This window comes from Duganella rivi, from assembly GCF_009857435.1.
Taxonomy (GTDB): Bacteria; Pseudomonadota; Gammaproteobacteria; order Burkholderiales; family Burkholderiaceae_D; genus Rugamonas; species Rugamonas rivi.
The window spans coordinates 248504-265995 of sequence record NZ_WWCK01000001.1; the positions used below are offsets into that span (position 1 = coordinate 248504).

At 59.6% G+C, this 17492-nt stretch carries 24 protein-coding genes and 1 other RNA gene; 19 read left to right on the top strand and 6 right to left on the bottom strand.

Annotation, left to right across the window (positions count from 1 at the left end; all coding sequences use genetic code 11):
- Positions 1–177 precede the first annotated feature (177 nt).
- Positions 178–2967, bottom strand: a complete 2790-nt coding sequence (locus GTP45_RS01190; protein ID WP_161012058.1) for a DUF5906 domain-containing protein — start codon at positions 2965–2967, stop codon at positions 178–180.
- Between the two features lie 90 nt (positions 2968–3057).
- Here GTP45_RS01190 and GTP45_RS01195 point away from each other — a divergent pair, with 90 nt between their 5' ends.
- Positions 3058–3258, top strand: coding sequence for a hypothetical protein (locus GTP45_RS01195; protein WP_161012059.1), 201 nt, complete (start codon positions 3058–3060; stop codon positions 3256–3258).
- Positions 3259–3898: 640 nt separating this feature from the next.
- Here the strand turns inward: GTP45_RS01195 and GTP45_RS01200 are convergent.
- A complete protein-coding gene (locus GTP45_RS01200) occupies positions 3899–4342 on the bottom strand; it encodes a phage regulatory CII family protein (protein WP_161012060.1) in 444 nt (147 codons plus the stop codon).
- Between the two features lie 60 nt (positions 4343–4402).
- Positions 4403–4630 (bottom strand): helix-turn-helix domain-containing protein, encoded by a 228-nt coding sequence (locus GTP45_RS01205; RefSeq protein WP_161012061.1) that lies wholly within the window; start codon positions 4628–4630, stop codon positions 4403–4405.
- A gap of 85 nt (positions 4631–4715) precedes the next feature.
- Here GTP45_RS01205 and GTP45_RS01210 point away from each other — a divergent pair, with 85 nt between their 5' ends.
- The 16 genes from GTP45_RS01210 to GTP45_RS01285 all read left to right on the top strand — a co-directional run bounded on the left by GTP45_RS01210 (position 4716) and on the right by GTP45_RS01285 (position 14633).
- Entirely contained in the window at positions 4716–5264 is a 549-nt protein-coding gene (locus tag GTP45_RS01210) for a helix-turn-helix domain-containing protein (protein ID WP_229258293.1), read from the top strand.
- A 664-nt stretch (positions 5265–5928) separates the two neighbouring features.
- Positions 5929–6153 (top strand): hypothetical protein, encoded by a 225-nt coding sequence (locus tag GTP45_RS01215; protein ID WP_161012062.1) that lies wholly within the window; start codon positions 5929–5931, stop codon positions 6151–6153.
- Positions 6154–6487: 334 nt separating this feature from the next.
- A complete protein-coding gene (locus tag GTP45_RS01220; RefSeq protein WP_161012063.1) occupies positions 6488–7018 on the top strand; it encodes a hypothetical protein in 531 nt (176 codons plus the stop codon).
- Between the two features lie 25 nt (positions 7019–7043).
- Positions 7044–7289, top strand: a complete 246-nt coding sequence (locus tag GTP45_RS01225; protein WP_161012064.1) for a DEAD/DEAH box helicase family protein — start codon at positions 7044–7046, stop codon at positions 7287–7289.
- Between the two features lie 41 nt (positions 7290–7330).
- On the top strand, positions 7331–7555 hold the full coding sequence (locus GTP45_RS01230; RefSeq protein WP_161012065.1) for a hypothetical protein: 225 nt from the start codon (positions 7331–7333) through the stop codon (positions 7553–7555).
- 1 nt (position 7556) lies between these two features.
- Positions 7557–7745 (top strand): hypothetical protein, encoded by a 189-nt coding sequence (locus GTP45_RS01235; protein ID WP_161012066.1) that lies wholly within the window; start codon positions 7557–7559, stop codon positions 7743–7745.
- A gap of 11 nt (positions 7746–7756) precedes the next feature.
- Positions 7757–8107 carry a hypothetical protein gene (locus GTP45_RS01240; protein WP_161012067.1) on the top strand — a complete coding sequence of 117 codons (351 nt, stop codon included), beginning with the start codon at positions 7757–7759 and terminating at the stop codon, positions 8105–8107.
- Between the two features lie 8 nt (positions 8108–8115).
- Positions 8116–8301 carry a hypothetical protein gene (locus GTP45_RS01245; protein ID WP_161012068.1) on the top strand — a complete coding sequence of 62 codons (186 nt, stop codon included), beginning with the start codon at positions 8116–8118 and terminating at the stop codon, positions 8299–8301.
- Positions 8298–8648 (top strand): YfdP family phage-associated protein, encoded by a 351-nt coding sequence (locus GTP45_RS01250; protein WP_161012069.1) that lies wholly within the window; start codon positions 8298–8300, stop codon positions 8646–8648. The genes GTP45_RS01245 and GTP45_RS01250 overlap by 4 nt, the downstream gene beginning before the upstream one ends.
- A complete protein-coding gene (locus GTP45_RS01255) occupies positions 8645–9526 on the top strand; it encodes a DUF2303 family protein (protein WP_161012070.1) in 882 nt (293 codons plus the stop codon). The genes GTP45_RS01250 and GTP45_RS01255 overlap by 4 nt, the downstream gene beginning before the upstream one ends.
- A 30-nt stretch (positions 9527–9556) precedes the next feature.
- On the top strand, positions 9557–9907 hold the full coding sequence (locus GTP45_RS01260; RefSeq protein WP_161012071.1) for a hypothetical protein: 351 nt from the start codon (positions 9557–9559) through the stop codon (positions 9905–9907).
- 3 nt (positions 9908–9910) lie between these two features.
- Positions 9911–11872 carry a DNA cytosine methyltransferase gene (locus GTP45_RS01265; protein WP_161012072.1) on the top strand — a complete coding sequence of 654 codons (1962 nt, stop codon included), beginning with the start codon at positions 9911–9913 and terminating at the stop codon, positions 11870–11872.
- A 143-nt stretch (positions 11873–12015) separates the two neighbouring features.
- Positions 12016–12234: a hypothetical protein gene (locus GTP45_RS01270; RefSeq protein WP_161012073.1), complete on the top strand. Its 219-nt coding sequence runs from the start codon at positions 12016–12018 to the stop codon at positions 12232–12234.
- Positions 12227–12721: a hypothetical protein gene (locus GTP45_RS01275; protein ID WP_161012074.1), complete on the top strand. Its 495-nt coding sequence runs from the start codon at positions 12227–12229 to the stop codon at positions 12719–12721. The genes GTP45_RS01270 and GTP45_RS01275 overlap by 8 nt, the downstream gene beginning before the upstream one ends.
- On the top strand, positions 12718–13095 hold the full coding sequence (locus GTP45_RS01280) for a hypothetical protein (protein ID WP_161012075.1): 378 nt from the start codon (positions 12718–12720) through the stop codon (positions 13093–13095). Before GTP45_RS01275 ends, GTP45_RS01280 begins: the two co-directional genes overlap by 4 nt.
- 410 nt (positions 13096–13505) lie before the next feature.
- Complete coding sequence (locus tag GTP45_RS01285; protein ID WP_229258294.1) at positions 13506–14633, top strand: tyrosine-type recombinase/integrase; 1128 nt, start codon at positions 13506–13508, stop codon at positions 14631–14633.
- A 33-nt stretch (positions 14634–14666) separates the two neighbouring features.
- On the opposite strand, the gene GTP45_RS01290 is transcribed toward GTP45_RS01285, so the two are convergent.
- The 3 genes from GTP45_RS01290 to ssrA all read right to left on the bottom strand — a co-directional run bounded on the left by GTP45_RS01290 (position 14667) and on the right by ssrA (position 16210).
- The gene (locus GTP45_RS01290) at positions 14667–14855 is read right to left on the bottom strand and encodes a hypothetical protein (protein ID WP_161012077.1); all 189 of its coding nucleotides are present in this window, start codon (positions 14853–14855) and stop codon (positions 14667–14669) included.
- Positions 14856–14864: 9 nt separating this feature from the next.
- The gene (locus GTP45_RS01295; RefSeq protein WP_161012078.1) at positions 14865–15404 is read right to left on the bottom strand and encodes a hypothetical protein; all 540 of its coding nucleotides are present in this window, start codon (positions 15402–15404) and stop codon (positions 14865–14867) included.
- A gap of 446 nt (positions 15405–15850) precedes the next feature.
- Positions 15851–16210: a transfer-messenger RNA gene (ssrA, locus tag GTP45_RS01300) on the bottom strand.
- 296 nt (positions 16211–16506) lie between these two features.
- Here ssrA and GTP45_RS01305 point away from each other — a divergent pair.
- Positions 16507–17151 (top strand): TetR/AcrR family transcriptional regulator, encoded by a 645-nt coding sequence (locus GTP45_RS01305; RefSeq protein ID WP_161012079.1) that lies wholly within the window; start codon positions 16507–16509, stop codon positions 17149–17151.
- A 28-nt stretch (positions 17152–17179) separates the two neighbouring features.
- Positions 17180–17479, top strand: coding sequence for an antibiotic biosynthesis monooxygenase family protein (locus GTP45_RS01310; protein ID WP_161012080.1), 300 nt, complete (start codon positions 17180–17182; stop codon positions 17477–17479).
- Positions 17480–17492 lie beyond the last annotated feature (13 nt).

The following is a 17492-nucleotide window of genomic DNA, read 5'->3' on the forward strand; positions in this document are numbered from 1 at the left end:
CGCGCACGAGATTAGATAAATAGTGAGAACGGAAAGCCTCAATGCTGTAAAACTTCATGCGTGTGCGCGTTGTCCATGCAAACCCTGTTAACCCTGTATAGCCCGCATGGATACTAGGCTTCAGTCGATCACGCTTAGCGGCGGAAGCGTTAAACCTTGTTATATTCAGCGCGTGCATCAGCTCGTCACCCGGATATCGGCCAGATCGCGGAACGTGTGGCACTGCTTGCTCAAGGTGTCGGTGCTGTCGTTCTCAACGTGGAACACTGTCAGCAGCTGCTTCTTTGCCCCTACATGCACCCACTGACGGCTCTTTGGCACGCGCTGGGCAATCAGCTCTGAAAACTTCGTCAACGACAACGACCTGAAGCCGAACCGATTGCAGTACCGCGAGTAGACGACGTACAAATCCTCGGACAAGCAGCAGCAATAGGGAACCGCCAAATCACCGGCCTTCCAAGAAAGGTAGAAAGCCTCCCAGTCGGGTCGGCCGAAGTTGATGACGCGTTCTTTCGACGGCGTCATCAGCGGCTTGGTGTGTTCGTTGAACGTCCCCACGTCATACTCCAGCAGGAAGGCGTAGAAGGCCTCAATCAGGCCCCGATCCAGCAGCGCCTTGATCTTCTCCAGCAACTCCTCGCCGGGGTGCACGCGCGCCTCGACAACGAGGAACCGGCGGTCCTCCGGCTCGATCGGAACGGCCTGGAACTCGTTCGACAACATCACGCAGTTCAGGTGGTTGGCCTCGGTGCGGTCGTCTTTGAACTTTTGGGTAATCGAGGCGTCCCGGCCTGTGATCATGTGCTTGATGACGCCAAAATGGCTGTACTTGTCTTGCCGCGATAGGATCTCCTCGAACACGACGTACAACTTCTGCGATCGCCACGTCGTGAATGTCGCTTCCAATTGGTGCTGGCCGCCAGTCGCGCCGGCGGCGCCGTAGATCGGCTTGATGATGCCCTCGAAGAACAGGCTCTTACCTGTCCCCTGCTTTTCTCCGAAGAAGAGCAAGGCGGTCTGCATCTTGGCACCCGGGTGTTGAAGGGGGTAGGCCAGCCAGCTCAGCACCCAGCGGAACACCTCGTCCGCATTCTTCTCGTGCGAGCACAGGTTGTAGAGCAGCTGTAGCACCAAATCGACGTGCGCGTCGTTTTTCTTCGGCGTGAGCGGGAAACCTTGGAACATGTTGATGTGCGTATTCAGGTCAACCTGCTGAGTAGGGTCAAACACCAGCTTTTCGAGATCGACCTCGCGTCGAAGCGGGTGCTTCAGCCACCGCGAGGACAGTTCAATCCCGCGCGCCAGCGTCATCGCGTCATACCCGAGGATCGTGCGATTGTAGGCGTCCCATACGGTCTTTGTGCCGTACAGGAGCGTGTACCTGTCTAGCATCATCACGATCTGGTCCTCCCCCGCCCCCCCATCGTCGACGGCAACGCCGCGGATCGTGCGCGGCAGATCGCGCGGGCTGATGGTGCGCCGAGCACCGTGTGCCGCCCAGGACTTTGCAGCGTCCTTGCCGACCATGTCCACGAATGCGGCGCGCTTCATGCGCAGCTTGTTCAGGGAATCCCACACGTCGGTGGAACCCTGCACCAAGGCGCAGTGCGAGAGCGCCCAGTCCAGCGTGAAGATGCCAGCCATCACCGGGCGGCCGTCGCCTTCGGAGGGGGACGGGGAACCGGCTGGATCGGGCGCTGATTCGGAGGAAGCATCCGGCTCGGCGCTTCCGTCTTGCGCCTCCTCACCGGGCGGCGCCAACGACAAAGAGGGCGCGGGAGAATCAGGCACCGGCTGCGCAGGCTCGCCGAGCAGACGCTGCACGACCGGCGCCAGCTGTGCGGCCACATCGTTGATAGACTGCTCGACATGCAGATCGTTGAAGTCGGTCCACTTGTTCTCGCCGCGATCGGCGAACACAGGGAACACCACCTCCGCGTTGCCCACTTCGCGCGCGGCAGCCCGCGCCGATGCAATACCGACATTCTCGAATTTCAGTAGCCGCATGCGGCGGCCGCACCGAATGTCCGCCTCGATGTAGGGCGTGCTGTTCGGATCGGTCCGATACCAGGCGCGTACAGTCACGCGCTCATCCTCCCGCGTCAAGCAAACGTGGTCGAGGCCATCAATCGCCGGCGGCGTCTCGACGTCGAACTGCTCCAGCAGATCGCGTGCATATCGTTGCTGGATCTGCCAGTCATCGTCAGCGAAGAACAGCAGCACGGCATTGGGGAAGTCAGCGCGCAGCTGGCGCGCAACGGCGAGGAGGTTTCCGGCGCTGAAGGTGACCATCACCGGGAACGCCTCGTTTGTCGCCATACGCACCGACTGGCCGGATGCATAGCCCTCCGCGACGCCAATCAGGTGCGTAGTGTCGTCAATCGTACCGAGCAAACACGCTGCACCGATCATGTCGGCGCCGGTGTTGAATTTCTTGCTGCCATCCGGTGCGATCTTCTGCACGCTGGCCAGCTCAGGCTTCGCGCCGCGCCGGTATTTGCGCGCAGGGATCAGCAGCACGCCGTCGGCGGTGACGCGCGCGAAGCTGCCCGTAACCTGCTTCCGCTTCAAGTAGGCGACGTCATCGGGATTGGTGATCGCCTTAGCCATCGCCCACTGACCACGCGCACGTCCAGCCGCAGCGGCGACCACGCGCTCCTTGCGCTCTTGCTCCTGCTTCTCAAGCTCCGCCTGGCGTCGTTCGAACTCGGCTTTCTCCGCATCGCTGATGCCGGACCAGTCGAACGTGACCGACACCGTACCAGGATCGCGTCCATGCCAGAGGCCGAACGAGCCAACAATCTGCTGCTGGCCATTGTCGAGCGTGATTTCGCGGAGGCGATACCACGCCTTTTTACCGCCCTTTCCGAAGCGATGTATCTTGCCGTTGCGGATCGGCAGTCCGTCGCCGGGCAGCGTCGGCAGGCCGTGCCCTCGCATCTCAGCGATGAGGTCGTCGAGCGTCATGCTACTGCGCAGTGAAGGGCAAATTTTGGGGGCATCAAAACTCCTCTGTTAATATTTACTTTTTTCAATCTGGATAATCCTTCTCCACCAATGACGCACATCACCCATCCAACCGTTTTTAACGTCGACGGCGTGAAGTTCCAGGTCACGGCCCTAACTCAGCTCACCGATCAGGAGGCCGCGAAAATCGTGCGGCGATTCATAGCTGGGCGTAAATTCACGAAGAAGGACATTGGGAAGACGATTCAAGTGGTGACGCTTTTCGATCAAGAGAGCATAGGATTGCTATAAACGCGCTGCGCGCGCTTGCGGGTATAGTTACGCGCGCGCTGGTCAAAGCATCAAAAATATCCACACTGCCGTCGCTGCCTTCGGCGATCGCGAAGCCAAGCGCGCCGTCGATAACTGACTTTTCCGATGTACTGAGCCGAACATCGGAGCGCCGCAAGCTATAAGCGTTGGGCGTCACTGGCACAACCGGCTGCTCGCTTTCAGTCATTGGATGCCTCGACTGATGTAGAAAGGTTGGTAGCGCATTCTTCGCGCCAGGTCGGCGCGGATTCGGAAGCCACCGTCGCAGTGGTGGAATCTCGGCTTTCGCCGGCCCAATGGTTTACAAGGGGTACTGAATGGCTCATCGCTGACGACGGGCGCTGCCCCGCCTTAAGGCGACCACAATCGCCCCGGTAGCACGCTATACAAATATCGAAAGAGTCTGCGAAGCCGATGACCATGCCGGGAGCAATGCGAAATTCGCTCTCAACCGGCGGCTGAAATAGGCCGCGAAACGCCCGCGCAATCCGTCCGAGAAACAGCCGCGATCGATGCAGCAGGCGCTTAAGGCCGGTCCGACGTCGATAGGACAAGCTGCCAGCGCCACCAAACGGCAAGTTGATACGGCTGACGCGACGTGCACACATAGCGATCCCCTTCACTTCTCGACCATGCCCTTGAGGCGATTGACCATCGTGGTCACCGCAGCCTTAGCGCGGTACGCGGCCTCCTCGACGCGCGCCACCTCGTGCTGCTCCACCAGGCCGTCGGCCAGTGTCGTGTACAGCTCGGCACCAACCTCCCCGTGCGCCGCGACGGCCTTTGCGAACACTTCCAGGATCGCCATGTCGCACTGCGCCATCTCGCCCTCTACCTTGACGCACACGTAGCCGTGGTTTTGCGCCAAGGCGTGCAGCACGCTGTGGTCGCCGGTCAGGGCCATCAGCATGTCCAGCTCGGCCGGGCTGAAGTAGTTCGCGCCGCTGTTCGGGTTGGCCTTATTGCGCATGATCTGCGTGCGGATGCTCATGCGGATGGCCAGCGCCTCCAGGCCGCCTATCGCGCTGTGAACGGTTTTGTAGATCGCATCGGAAAGATTCATTTGTTGGCCCGCTAAAAAATGAGGAAGTTTCTAAAATGGCATGACATACTTACAGCGTACTCAGCTTGGACATGTCGCCGTGCGGTTCTCGGGCATGCCGTAAATGTCATCGAAGGTGAGATCGTGACCTCGGCGAGCGGCGAACGCTATCAGCCGCCTCGCAACATCAGGCGGCATATTCTGACCTCGCTCGTAGTGGGAAACATTCCCTTGAGTGACCTGCAACTCTTCAGCAAGGGTGCGTTGAGTAACTCCGAGCTGTGCTCGGATATGGGCAATCGGGTTCATGAGCAAATATTAGTCCGACTGCTAATTTTAGTCAACAGTCTGACTAATTGAAAATTATTAGCTTTACTTATATCGTTGACTAACTATGCCAGCACAGCCGCTTTCCACTGAGCAACTTGCCGACGCCGCTCGTCTGAAACAATTGTTTCGACAGTGGCAGGCAACTCGCAAACAATCAGGTTTGCCGTCTTCGCAAGAGGCGGCGGCGGAGCTGCTCGGCTTCGGGCAAAGTGCCGTTGCCCAGTATCTCAACGGAAAGATCCCTCTTAACGTCGAGGCGGGCGTCAAGTTTGTAGAACTCCTTGGCGTCGAGCTCTCTGCATTTAGTACAGACCTCGCTAAGCAAGCAGGCCGCCTGGCCGGGAGCGTACGAACCGCTGCTGAGCCAGACTTTCTCGCCATTTCGAAGGGAACTCGGCCAACTGCAGTTATCGCTGAGACGAAGCCCTACAGCCCTCTCCCACCTCAGCTTCAAGCCCAAGTTTTTCTTGGGCACCTCGACGAGCGCGAGGCCGCCCTTATTCATCGCTATCGCATGGCGACAACCAAGGGGAAACAACTAGTGGAAGACATGGCGGATGCAGTGGAAAAGGAAGAGTTATTTGTTGTTCACCACGAGACGCAGTCGAAGTAGCTCTCTAGGGTGACGGCGCGCCATAAGCGCAAGAATGGGAAGCATCCGCAACTGGTCTGCATCGCTCAATTGGCGAAACGCCAACATAGCCCTCTCTATGTTCGTCATGTCTGGCAACTAAAGTAGTCAAATAGCAACTGCTTAAGATACTACTTTTGGTGTTGAATATACTAACAAATTGTCACAACCACGCCATTCCCGACCGAAACAGAGGGAGATGATCGGCGGGGGCGCGGGCGACCAATGAAACGTTTACCTACTTTTTTAACATTTCGGCAGGCGTTGCCTGGGCCTGCCCTGCATTCCTTGGCCGCTCTTGTATTGCTTTTTCCATTACATGGGTGATAGCGGCCAGCGCCTCATCATCCATTTGCTCCAATAGCTCACGCGCCCTCTGCTCAGCTGCGGCGCGCGCTTTGCTACATACCATTGTCATTCCTTTCAGTTGTTGCCATACAGCAGAATATACGTGAACTGTCACAAATTTCCCTATTGGAAATTGATATTACAAACTGATAATTCCGAGACCTATCCTATCGCGCCTATGCGAGGCAGGGTGCGTCTTGAAATGTTAAATTTTAGACCACCGGCAAAGGAGAAAAAAAGTGACACCAATTGACATCAAAAACAACACTTCTCAGGAGTGTCGCGCATTATCGCGCGCATGACCAAGCAAAAGCCGCCCAAAGATACCCATCAGACCACGCTCCGAATGTCCAAGCAGATGCACTCTGAAATCAAGGACGTCGCTGACAGCAAGGGGTGGTCTGTCAACGACGAAGTGAATTTCCGTCTACGTGCGTTCTCCCTTCACCAGCAAATGCTCGCTGTAGCTGCCGATGTCACCGATATCAAGGCGATGCTTCGGCGCCTAGTCGATAGCCAATAAGTTCCTCCCAGAGCCCCGTCCACCGGGGCTTTTTTGTGGCGCATCCGCCATCCCATCTACAAATTCACCCCTAAGCAAAAAAAATATTAGTGATTATTAGTCGGACTGTTGACAATGAATAGCAGTCGGACTAATATTTCTTTGCGTTCTTTACAGATGGAGAGAGCCAAGCCGTGTTCGCCTACACCGTCACAGTGCGCCGCCACGGTGCCAGTCCCATCAAGTTTTTCGCGATCGGCCGCAGCAGTGGCGCCGTGAGCGAGTCCGCCGCTGCGCGCTTCAGCGATACCGAAGCCGCTTCGATTTCCGTCCACCCTTTCCGCCGGAGCCGCAAATGAACATGCTCGAACTAATCAAGCCGCTGACCCGCATCGAGATCGCTGACCTGATCGCGACAGCTTTCCCGCCGACGCGCCCTCCGCGCAGTGAAGCCTACCGCCTGGGCGTCGAGAAGGCGCTGGAGACCGCCAGCAGCGGCACCATGCTGCCTGATCTGTACGAGGCTGGCACGGTCGCATACGACGCTTTCCACGCTGGCGCAGACGAAGGCCGCGCGATTTGGGCGCGCCACATCGCCACGAAGGCCAATCTCCCCCACCGCCAGCTGGCGCCCGCGAACGCACCTGACCTGCTTGCAGCGGAACTGATCCACGCCAGCGCGATCATCACTTCGTTCGTCGCTCACGTCACGCCGGAGCAACTGGGCTCGGTGCGCGCCGAGCTGGAGTTGGCCGGCGTCATTCGTAAGACCGGCACCATCAGTCGCGCCGTCGAGCGCACCGCCGTTCTGGTGCAGACCGGCTTCCTCTTCAAGCCCGAGCACAACAGCCCGGTGCTGACCAAGAGCGCTATCGCGACGCAGTAACGATCCCACTACAAGGAGAACCACCATGGCGAAGGCCAAGAAAAAAGAGCAGGCGCAGGCCGTATTCATCTACGGCCCTCCCGGTGTCGGAAAGACCAAAAACGCCGAGGCGCTGATGACGCACTACGGAAAGAAGCAAGCCATCGACTTCGACCACGACGCGAAGCCGATCCCGGACAACGCGATCATCTTCCTGCAAGAGCCATCCCCGAACTTCCCGCGTGCGATCGCATTCGCCGACGCCATGCGCGACGCCGGTCTGGCCGAGTAGGAGTCGGTATGCGCCCCTTCAATTCTGCATGCGCAGCACCGATGGCCCTCTCGGTTGTGATGGCCATCGCAGCGCTAGTCGGCTGCTCGCAGCGCGACGACAGCGATCCACCAGGCGGCCGCAGCGGGCTGCTGATCTACACGGACAACCTGACCGGCTGCCAGTACCTAAGCCGACCAAGGTTCCTGCTGAAGCCTGAGCCCCTCGCTCCTCGCATGCGAGCAGATGGCACCCAGGTGTGCGTGCAGGACAGCAAGGCACGCTGAAATGACTCGACCAGCACCAGACCAAATCGCACTCGAAGTCGCGCATCGCGGCTTGCGAACTGACCTGGCGCTGGAGCAGGTGCTGGCCGATCCAGCCCTGCGAATCATTCTTGAAAACCGCGCGCGGTACCACATGCAGCGCCGCGCACGTATCGATGTGAAGAAGCTGCAAGCCAACGACAACGACTGAAAGGAAGCGCCATGTTCGCTTTGAACAAACCGGCTCTGCAGACAGCAGGCCAAATCCTGAATCAGCAATGCGCCGCTGCGGCGCGTGCTGCGGCCGAGATGACCGTCCCGCGCAAAGGCAAGCCACCTGTCGCACCAGGCGTAGAAGACCTGGTCAACGCGGCCATCACCGACCTCGCAACCGCATCGGCTTCCTATCGTTCGAAGCAGCCGCCTTACGTCCTGAATGGCGAACAGCGCGAGCCCGTGGCAGACAAGCTGGCTTCTGCTGTGACGCACATCTTCCATCTGGCGGAAGCGAATGGCATCGACCTGGGCAACGCGATCGCGCTGCACCTGTCGGACGAGACCACGCCGTTCTAATCGCAGCGATGCAAAAGTTCGTCAACCCCGGCGACACCGTCAGCTTCGACAGCGACGCCGGCAAAAAGATCGGCACGGTGGATTCCATCGTGACCGACATAACCAACGGCGCCAAGGTTGCCACCGTCCGCCTGCCGTGCGGCGGCACCACCGCGCTGCCCATCAACCACCTTCGCCAAGAGGCAAACCAATGACGCAACGCGCGTTTTCCCTGGTCCTGCAGGACATCCGCGACGGCCGCACTCATAGCGAGCTGACCGCCAGCATGGAAGAACTGCTGACCGCCGTACGCAACACCGGCAAGGCCGGCTCCATCACGCTGGAGATCAAGGTCAAACCGAACACCCGCGGCGGCGACATCGACCGCGTACTGGTGACCGACAAAGTCACCACCAAGATTCCGAAGCCGGAACGCGGCGACGATTTCTTCTTCGTCACCGACGACAACAACCTGTCGCGCAACCACCCGCGCCAGCACTCCCTCGACCTGCGCACCGCTGCCGGCGGCGCGCCTTCTCAACTTAAGGAAGCAGCACAATGAGCGATCAAAACCAAACGGCGGGCGTCGCAGCCCTCGCCGCAACGCCGGGCGAACACATCCACCTGGCCGGCGGCATCCTGGACAAGTTGTTGGCGCAAGCCGCAGCGTCCAACGCCGTCGTTACCTCCGGTGGCGTGACCCAGTTATTGGCCCCGCCCGACTACAAGGCAACCGACCTGACCGCAGCTATCGAAGCCGCGCGCATGGCGCCGAGCCGCAAGAAGGGCACCGTACACCTGGGCGATCTCGACAGCTTCCTCACCTACGTGATCCAGCAGGGCGATCCGCAGCGCACTCGCGTCTATGCCGACGTCGAGTCGCGCACGCTCACCGCCATCTTCAACGACCACCAAGGCGTGGCGGACGGCGACGCCGCCGGCTGGCGTGACCACCGCGCCGTCTACACGGCCGAGCTGAGCAAGGAGTTCGAGAACTGGCTCGGCAACAACGGCAAGCCGATGGAGCAGGAGCCGTTCGCCATCTTCCTCGAAGATAACATCGCCGACGTGGTCGAGCCATCTGGCGACACGTTGATGACCGTGGCCCTGACACTGCAGGCGAAGAACGAAGTGAACTTCAGTTCCAGCCGGCGCCTCGACAATGGCCAGGTGCAACTGCAGTACACCGAGAACTTGACCACCACCGCCGGCGGCGCCGCCGCGATGGAAGTGCCACGCACCTTCGCCATCGGCACCCGCCTGTTCAAAGGCGGCGAAGGCTACAAGATCAGCGCCCGCCTGAAGCTGCGCGTCGGCAACGGCAAGGTGAAGTTCTGGTACGAACTGGACCGCCCTCACCTGGCGATCGAGGACGCCTTCAAGGCCTACGTCGAGCAGGCTCGCGCTGGCAAGTTCACCCTGCTGATCGGCAAGGCGTAATCAATGCGCCGCCCGCTCCCGAAAGGCAACGTGCCAATGGTCACTGAGACGCACCGGCGCCTGGCGCTGGAACTGCGCCTAGCGTGCGAGGCGCTTATCGGCGCTCCGTCACCAGAGACCTACAACACGCTGTCCAAGATGCTGGCGGCGCTGAAGCGCGCGGGTATGACCGCTCCGGCGCTTGCCGACGCCACCGACACCATGAACCTTATCGTCGACCGCTACGAGCGCGCAGGCAAGGTGGGCCTCAGCGGCGACGACATGGTCGCCCTGCGTCGTGCAATCGCCAGTATCGACGGCGCTATGGCGCGCATCCCGGTCAACCTGCTCGACGAGGCCATTGTGGCCGTTGAGGTCTTCTGCGCCAACGCTGGCGCCTGATCTATGAAACGCGACAACTTCACTATTCCACTGGACCTTGGCCACGAACTGATCATCGACAACTTCGCTGGCGGCGGGGGCACCAGCACCGGGCTTGAGGCCGCGTTCGGCCGCCCGGTCGATATCGCCATCAACCACGATCCCGAAGCGCTGGCGATGCACGCGCTGAATCATCCGTACACTCGCCACCTGTGCGAGAGCGTCTGGGATATCGATCCGATCGAGGTGACGGGCAATCGCCCGGTGGCGTTGGTCTGGCTTAGCCCGGACTGCAAGCACTTTAGCAAGGCCAAGGGCGGCACGCCGGTCAGCAAGAAGATCCGCGGCTTGGCCTGGGTCGCAATGCGCTGGGCGGCAAAATGCAAGCCGCGCGTCATCATGCTGGAGAACGTCGAGGAGTTCAAAACCTGGGGGCCGCTGATCGTCGGCGCCGACGGGAAACTGCGACCGGACCCTGCGAAGAAGGGCAAGACCTTCGCCAGCTTCGTGAGCCAGCTCAAAGGGCACGGCTATTCGGTCGAGTTTCGCGAGATCCGCGCAAGCGACCACAACACTCCGACCATTCGCAAGCGCCTGTTCATGGTCGCACGCCGCGACGGCCTACCAATCGCCTGGCCGGATCAGTCGCACGGTGCTCCGAATCTGGCTGCCGTCGCCAGCGGCCAGCTGCAGCCGCACCGCACGGCAGCCGAGTGCATCGATTTCTCGCTGCCGTGCCCTAGCATCTTCGAGCGCGACAAGCCGCTGGCCGAGGCTACTCTGCGCCGCATTGCCAAGGGCATCATGCGATATGTGGTCGATGCTGACGCGCCGTTCATCGTCGGCGCCGGCGGCCCAGCTCGCGCTGCCGAGCCGCGCCCGGTGGACAAACCATTCGGCACGCTGCTGGCGCGCAATGATGGCTACTTCTGCGCGCCGACGATCGTCCCTGTCACGCACCAGGGTGGCGATCGTGTAGAGCCCGTCGACGAGCCTTTCCGCACCATCACCGGCGCCAACCGTGGAGAGAAGGCGATCTCCGTAGCCACTCTGGTGCAGACCGGCTATGGCGAGCGCGACGGCCAAGCGCCGCGCGCCCTCGACATCCGGAAGCCGCTGGGCACCGTCGTCGCCGGCGCCAGCAAGGCCGCGCTGGTATCAGCGTTCCTGACCGAGCATGCGCAAGCAGCCAACCAGCGCGTGATGCCGGCTGACGAGCCGCTGCGCACCATCTGCGCGCAGGTGAAGGGCGGCCACTTCAGCATGGTGTCAGCCGTCCTGGTCGACGCAGCGCACGGCGAGGTATCGCCGACCGGCGTAAAGCGCTGGGGCCAGGGCATCAAGCAGGTCGACGAGCCGATTGGCACCGTGACCGCCAGCGGCAACAAGGCGCTGGCCACGGCCTTCTTGGCGAAGCACTACACCGGCGTGGTTGGGTCCGAGCTGGATGATCCAATCGGGACCATCACCAGCAGCGATCACCACAGCCTGGTGACCAGCAGCCTCGTCAAATTGCGCGGCACCAGCACAGCCGCCAGCATTGACGAGCCGCTGCATACGGTCAGCGCTGGCGGCCAGCACCATGCCGAGGTACGCGCCTTCTTGGTCAAGTACTACGGCACCGATCAGGATCCGCGCCTCGACGAGCCGCTGCACACCGTCACCACCAAGGACCGTTACGGCCTGGTGACGATCCAGGGCATCGACTACATGATCGTCGACATCGGGCTGCGCATGCTGCAGCCGAAGGAGTTGTACGCCGCGCAGGGCTTCCCGCGCACTTACCAGTTCGAGGAAATCCCGGATCCGAAGGCGCTGTTCGTCGATGGCAAGCAGGTGGATGGCGATCCTCGCCTGCTGCCGCGCCGCAAGCTGTCGAAGTCAGCGCAGGTGCGCATGTGCGGCAACAGCGTCTGCCCGCCGGTCGCCGAGGCGCTGATCCGCGCGAACTTCGCTCACGAGCGCGCATGGGCCTACGCAGCGTGAACCAGAAGGAGTAGCAATATGAAACGCCATATTCCACCGCCACCTGAATCGCCACCGACGCGCCGCACACGAGACGGAGATTTCGACGTCAGCGCTCCGATCGCAGTGTTGCTCGCGCTTCTCCTGCTTTGGAATTGGTGGCCATGAGCGCGCCGCACTGGCGCGACGACGCCGACAAGCACGACATGCGCATCCACCGCTCAAAGCAGCTGGCGCGGCCGGTGCTGCACAACGGGGTCAAGAAATTCATCGCTGGCTTCTGCTGGCACGACGGCGACGAAGAAATGGTCGTCTACCTGAAAGGCAGCGCCGAGCCGGTGCGGCCATGTGAAATAACCATACTGGAGCAATCCCATGAGTGAGCAAATCAAAGCCGACACCACCAGCACCGACGACATGTTGATCAGCACGCTGCGCGCATGTGGCTTCTTCGTGCGGCAAACCGGGTTGCTGGAAGGCCAGTGCCCGCAGGTATCCGGCACCATCGATAATGCCGCTGCTTTCTTCAAGCTGGCAGTGACCGGCGCCGACGCCAGCATGGTGTTGGCCTTCGGCCCTCACCTCAAGGACGGCGAATCGCCATTGCAGCGCCTGGAGCGAGAGATCAAAGACAGCGAGACGCTGGCAACGATGCTGGCCAATGAGCGCGCCAAGAATGCTGAGGCGGCCCGCCGTTACAACTACCTGCGCGACACACCCGGCATGCTGCCGTTGGACGTATGGGACGCGCTGGAGGGAACAGGTGCAGTGATCGATGCCAAATTCGATCAAGCGGCTTACGGCACTGGACTGGATCACGCAATCGATACCGCCATTGCAGCGCAAGCGTCGAAAGGGAATACGGCATGATCACCGCCAGCCTGATGTCTCAGCCTGGCCGCTGGCTGCCTGGTGCAGCGCTGGCCGCCACGGCACCGACAAACGACATTCCACCCATGACCGATCCACTGGGCCTGCACTGGCGGCAACCGGCCGATATCCGTTCCGCACCGATGGATGACGAATTCGTGCGACTCACCTCACGACAGGTGGCTGGACTGCTTGAATACTCGAGCAGCTACCCATCGGGCACCTACGACGGCAAGTGCTGGCTGCGCGACGGCGGCGCAGTCCAGTGGCTATGCTGGTACGGCCCGCACGACGAGCCGGGCAAGATCAGCATCGAGTACAGGGCCGTGCTGACTGAGGAGGCGGCGCTGCATGAGCTGGGCCGTCGGATATGACGCGCAAGTGGCAAGGCGCCCGCACGTGCTGGCACTGCGGCCAAAAGTTCCGCACTCAACGCGGTGGCGGGTACATCTTTGCGGTTGTGAAGGACCCGATAGGCAATCTGTTGCGGCTGCACAAGGATTGCGTAAAACATGTGACCGGCGGCGGCTACGCTGCGGTAGCAAATGAAGTGGAGAGTTAGCTTTATGCTACGCTATATGACTATCGCCAAGTTTTCCGCAGAATCCGGCTACACCGAGGACGCCATACGGACGAAGATCCGCGATGGTATCTGGCCGGAAGGGAAGGTTTGGATCAAAGCGCCCGATGGGCGGAACTTAATTGATGCGCTGGGGTATGAGAAATGGGTCGAGACGGGCGAGGCGTTAAAGGTGCGTCGGAGAGTAGCATCGAAATCACCTTCATGTATCGTGGGATCCGCTGCCGGGAGCGCATCCCGCTCAAGCCCACCTCCGCTAATCTAAAGCGAGCCGAGCAGCACCGCTCAGCGATTTTGCACGCAATCGCCACCAACAGTTTCGACTATGCGGCCACCTTCCCCGAGTCGAAGAATGCAGCAAAGTTTGCCGGCCAGCCAGGGGACGTCCGAACCGTCGAAAGCTATCTCGACGCTTGGCTTGATCGGCAGAAGAAACAGCTCAAAGCCAGCACCTACAATGGCTACCGGAAGATCGTCGTGGGCTACCTGGTGCCGTGGTTCGGCACCCTCAAACTGTCGGCGCTACAGAAGAAGGATGTGCGCGACAAGCTCGAACCTCTCGAAGCCAGCAACAAGACGTTGGCCAACATCCAAAGCGTCCTACGAGCTGCCCTGACCGAAGCCGCGGACATCGACCAACTAATCGAGACCAACCCGATGGCTGGATGGAGTTATTCCAAAGTTGAGCCTCCAAAAGAAACGGACGACATCGACCCATTCACGCGCGACGAGCAGCTGGCGATCCTCAAGGCCGCAGATGGTCAAGGGAAAAATTTGATCCAGTTCGCGTTCTGGACAGGCATGCGTACATCCGAGCTGGTCGCGCTGGACTGGAAAGACGTCGATTTCATCCGGGCCGTGGTCCGCGTGTCCAAAGCTATGACTCAGCATGCGACCAGCGTTGAGACGACCAAGACTGTGGCGGGACGCCGCGAGATCAAACTCCTTGGCGGCGCGCTGGAGGCACTGCAAAACCAGAAGCAGTACACCTACCTCGCGGGCCAAGAGATATTCCAAAACCCGCAAACCGGCGAGCGCTGGGCCGGCGACCAGCCAATCCGCAAGACGCTATGGCAATGGGTGGTGAAGAAGGCGGGAGTGCGATATCGATACCCTTACCAGACGCGCCATACCTACGCCAGCATGATGCTGTCGGCAGGCGAACATCCGATGTGGGTTGCCAAGCAAATGGGCCACCGCGACTGGACGATGATCGCTCGCCGCTACGGCAGGTGGATGCCGGACGCAGATGCTCAGGCAGGAAGCCGAGCAGAGGCTTTATATGGGACGCATCAGCTCCCCGTGTTGCAAAATTCCATGGACAAGCATTGACGAAAAAAATCCGCCTGAAGGCGGATTTTTCATTTACGCTGCCTTCTTCAAGCCGGCTTGCGATTTTTCATTTCGTCGGGAGGGACCGCAGAGCGCCTTAATCAAAACTTCTCTGCCGACATCGGCAGCAGCAGCGACGACCGCACTCCTAATAGCGCCATCGAAAGCTTCCCGGTCAGCATTGCGTAATGCCGCCAAGCTCATGTAGCGAACTGTTTCCATTTCCATCTCCTAATTAACTGCAATTACAAGCCAACGACCTTCAAATTTAGTGGTGAAACCACCTGTCGTGCCGTGATTATCGAGCTTTGCCAAATGCGCCTGCAGGGATACCAAGAACGTCATCTCTTGATCATTCCGACCATAAATTTTAATAACTCGAGCCTTATGGACATCGGTTAATCCGATAACGCCCTGCACTCCCGCGACATATATATCGACTAAACTTACCAGCATATCAGCCGACGAGATCTGTGAAGGCGAATGCTCGGGGCCCATCGAAATCTCGAGCATTTTCAACCAGCCCACATCCGGCCCAGCCCGACGGCTGTAGACAATCTCAGCTACAGCCACCGCTTGGTCACTACCTTCAGCAAAAATTCCGTAAGCATAGGAATCACCGACAACCGTATAGTCGATATGCGCTGCTACCCAGTTCAAGTCCTTTTCGAACTCATGAAACGGCATATCAAGCTGAGCGGCTTTTTCCGTCCAGCGCCCGATCGTGCGCTCCAACCGGACATGGTCAAACTGGGCAAGCTCGTATTTCAAAACACACCTTCAATGTAAGATGAATCTACTGAAATCCAAGGGGAACGGCATGATCCCGCTCAACCCCTATTCATTCAAGACTCAAGCAAATCAGTTAATAAAAAATACCAATTTGCTATCCTACTCGATGATCGAAAATTAGCAACCTGTACTTATGTACAGATGCCCATTTGCAACACCTCTACAAATGAGCAGGCGATTATGGCACATCCTTTGCCGCTGTGCTTAAAGGGCACGGAAATTTACAATAGCGGATCCAAGCACCAAACGTACCGCATGCTATCAATGGGGTCAGTTAAAGCGCGCACTCAGGAAGAGCGGCAAGGACGAGGGTAGGTGGGTACTGATGCTGCCATTCGGTTGTCATTTTGGTGCCTAAACAGCCCCAAAATACCCCAAAAAAAAGACAGCATCATTACTTAAGTCATTGATACTAAAGTGTTTAGTGGTGGAGTCGGCGGGAATCGAACCCGCGTCCGCAAGCACTCTACAGACAGTTCTACATACTTAGCACTATCATTTAATTTAACCTGTACAACACGGATGTGCACGTTTTGGACAAGCGATTCACCTTAGATTTAGCGCTGCTTCAAGTGACCCGTCACAGCGCGATTCCCTGTAAATGACTCCATGACTTTTAACGGTCCGCCCCAGGGAAGAAGCGTTTAGGAGCTAACAGCCCTTAAGCTGCCAGTGCGTACGAGTTATCGTTTGCAGTTATTGATTTCTGGGTGTATTTACGAGGTAACCAGGCCTCGGTATGCCCTGTTCTGCTTTGCAACCCACGTCGAAACCAGGTCGACCCCACAGGCTTACTATTCTACCGTAGTTTGCAATCGCCCGCCATCTGCGTCAAACGCCCGTCACATTCGGCCGTTATGATGGCACCAGTTCTCACATGGAACGACTAATTAGCGCCCCCAGCGGGCGGCTACTACCGGCGCCGGCGGTCGGGAAATATACCGGCACCACATTCCCCTTCTGTTTTCACCAATCCAGCCACAGTTGTTGTTGCGCCGCAGCACACTGCTGCGGATTTGTGAATTTCGTGCCGACACTGCATTAAAATGGAAGTGTTATCCCTCCAGCGCCCGACACCGCCATGCACGATGCCGCCGTCCAAGCTGTTCCCGGCCCGAAGAAACGCGGGCGGCCCCAGAAAGGGGAAGGTGGCGGCCTGCGCGCCGAATTGATCGAGAAGTCCGCCCTGCTGTTCCGCACCAAGGGCTATGACAACACCACCGTGCGCGATATCGCCGCCGCCGCCGGCATCCAGGCCGGCAGCTGGTTTTATCACTTCAAGACCAAGCAGGACATCCTGGCCGCCATCATGGAGCAAGGCTTGCAGCGCTCGCTGGCCGAGATCGAGGTGATCGCCGCCCAGCCGCTCGCCCCCAGCGTCATGCTGCAACGGCTGGTCGAGGCCCACCTGCATACTCTGCTCGCGCCCGACCACCACTTTATCGCCGTGCTGCTGTACGAGTGGCGCTCGCTGGACGAGGTTTCGCGCGACCGCCTGGTCGCCCTCAAGGACCGCTACGAGGAGATTTGGGACCGCGCCATCGCCGCACTGCACCATTCGGGCGACTGGATCATGCCCTCGCAGTTCGACCGCCTGCTGATCTTCGGCGCGCTGAATTGGACGGTGCAATGGTACAAGCCGGGCAGCGGCGCCGACGTGCAGGAATTGGCGCAACAGGCCGTACGTTTCATCCTGCGCACGCCCGCGCCAGTTGAGGCACAATAGAGCATTCGCCCCACTCTCAGGAATGCCCATGATTTACGAGATCGCCGAGTTGTATATCCAGCCCGAGGCCCATGCCGAGTTCCAGGCGGCGGTAGCCAAGGCGGTGCCGATTTTCAAGGCCGCCACCGGTTGCCTGTCGATGCGCCTCGACCGCGATATCGAGACGCCAGACACCTATCACCTGGTGATCGGCTGGCAAACGCTGGAAAACCACACGGTCGATTTCCGCGGCAGCGCGGGTTTTCAGGATTGGCGCGGACTGGTCGGCAGCTATTTCGCGCTGCCGCCGAAGGTTGAGCATTTCGAAACCGTGGTCGCCGGTTTCTAACCGTAACCGCGCC

Excerpts from the sequence above, each read along its gene's own strand:
- GTP45_RS01190 (WP_161012058.1), bottom strand. The coding sequence starts at position 2,967 with ATGACGCTCGACGACCTCATCGCTGAGATGCGAGGGCACGGCCTGCCG.
- GTP45_RS01195 (WP_161012059.1), top strand. The coding sequence starts at position 3,058 with ATGACGCACATCACCCATCCAACCGTTTTTAACGTCGACGGCGTGAAG.
- GTP45_RS01200 (WP_161012060.1), bottom strand. The coding sequence starts at position 4,342 with ATGAATCTTTCCGATGCGATCTACAAAACCGTTCACAGCGCGATAGGC.
- GTP45_RS01205 (WP_161012061.1), bottom strand. The coding sequence starts at position 4,630 with ATGAACCCGATTGCCCATATCCGAGCACAGCTCGGAGTTACTCAACGC.
- GTP45_RS01210 (WP_229258293.1), top strand. The coding sequence starts at position 4,716 with ATGCCAGCACAGCCGCTTTCCACTGAGCAACTTGCCGACGCCGCTCGT.
- GTP45_RS01215 (WP_161012062.1), top strand. The coding sequence starts at position 5,929 with ATGACCAAGCAAAAGCCGCCCAAAGATACCCATCAGACCACGCTCCGA.
- GTP45_RS01220 (WP_161012063.1), top strand. The coding sequence starts at position 6,488 with ATGAACATGCTCGAACTAATCAAGCCGCTGACCCGCATCGAGATCGCT.
- GTP45_RS01225 (WP_161012064.1), top strand. The coding sequence starts at position 7,044 with ATGGCGAAGGCCAAGAAAAAAGAGCAGGCGCAGGCCGTATTCATCTAC.
- GTP45_RS01230 (WP_161012065.1), top strand. The coding sequence starts at position 7,331 with ATGGCCCTCTCGGTTGTGATGGCCATCGCAGCGCTAGTCGGCTGCTCG.
- GTP45_RS01235 (WP_161012066.1), top strand. The coding sequence starts at position 7,557 with ATGACTCGACCAGCACCAGACCAAATCGCACTCGAAGTCGCGCATCGC.
- GTP45_RS01240 (WP_161012067.1), top strand. The coding sequence starts at position 7,757 with ATGTTCGCTTTGAACAAACCGGCTCTGCAGACAGCAGGCCAAATCCTG.
- GTP45_RS01245 (WP_161012068.1), top strand. The coding sequence starts at position 8,116 with ATGCAAAAGTTCGTCAACCCCGGCGACACCGTCAGCTTCGACAGCGAC.
- GTP45_RS01250 (WP_161012069.1), top strand. The coding sequence starts at position 8,298 with ATGACGCAACGCGCGTTTTCCCTGGTCCTGCAGGACATCCGCGACGGC.
- GTP45_RS01255 (WP_161012070.1), top strand. The coding sequence starts at position 8,645 with ATGAGCGATCAAAACCAAACGGCGGGCGTCGCAGCCCTCGCCGCAACG.
- GTP45_RS01265 (WP_161012072.1), top strand. The coding sequence starts at position 9,911 with ATGAAACGCGACAACTTCACTATTCCACTGGACCTTGGCCACGAACTG.
- GTP45_RS01270 (WP_161012073.1), top strand. The coding sequence starts at position 12,016 with ATGAGCGCGCCGCACTGGCGCGACGACGCCGACAAGCACGACATGCGC.
- GTP45_RS01275 (WP_161012074.1), top strand. The coding sequence starts at position 12,227 with ATGAGTGAGCAAATCAAAGCCGACACCACCAGCACCGACGACATGTTG.
- GTP45_RS01280 (WP_161012075.1), top strand. The coding sequence starts at position 12,718 with ATGATCACCGCCAGCCTGATGTCTCAGCCTGGCCGCTGGCTGCCTGGT.
- GTP45_RS01285 (WP_229258294.1), top strand. The coding sequence starts at position 13,506 with ATGTATCGTGGGATCCGCTGCCGGGAGCGCATCCCGCTCAAGCCCACC.
- GTP45_RS01290 (WP_161012077.1), bottom strand. The coding sequence starts at position 14,855 with ATGGAAACAGTTCGCTACATGAGCTTGGCGGCATTACGCAATGCTGAC.
- GTP45_RS01305 (WP_161012079.1), top strand. The coding sequence starts at position 16,507 with ATGCACGATGCCGCCGTCCAAGCTGTTCCCGGCCCGAAGAAACGCGGG.
- GTP45_RS01310 (WP_161012080.1), top strand. The coding sequence starts at position 17,180 with ATGATTTACGAGATCGCCGAGTTGTATATCCAGCCCGAGGCCCATGCC.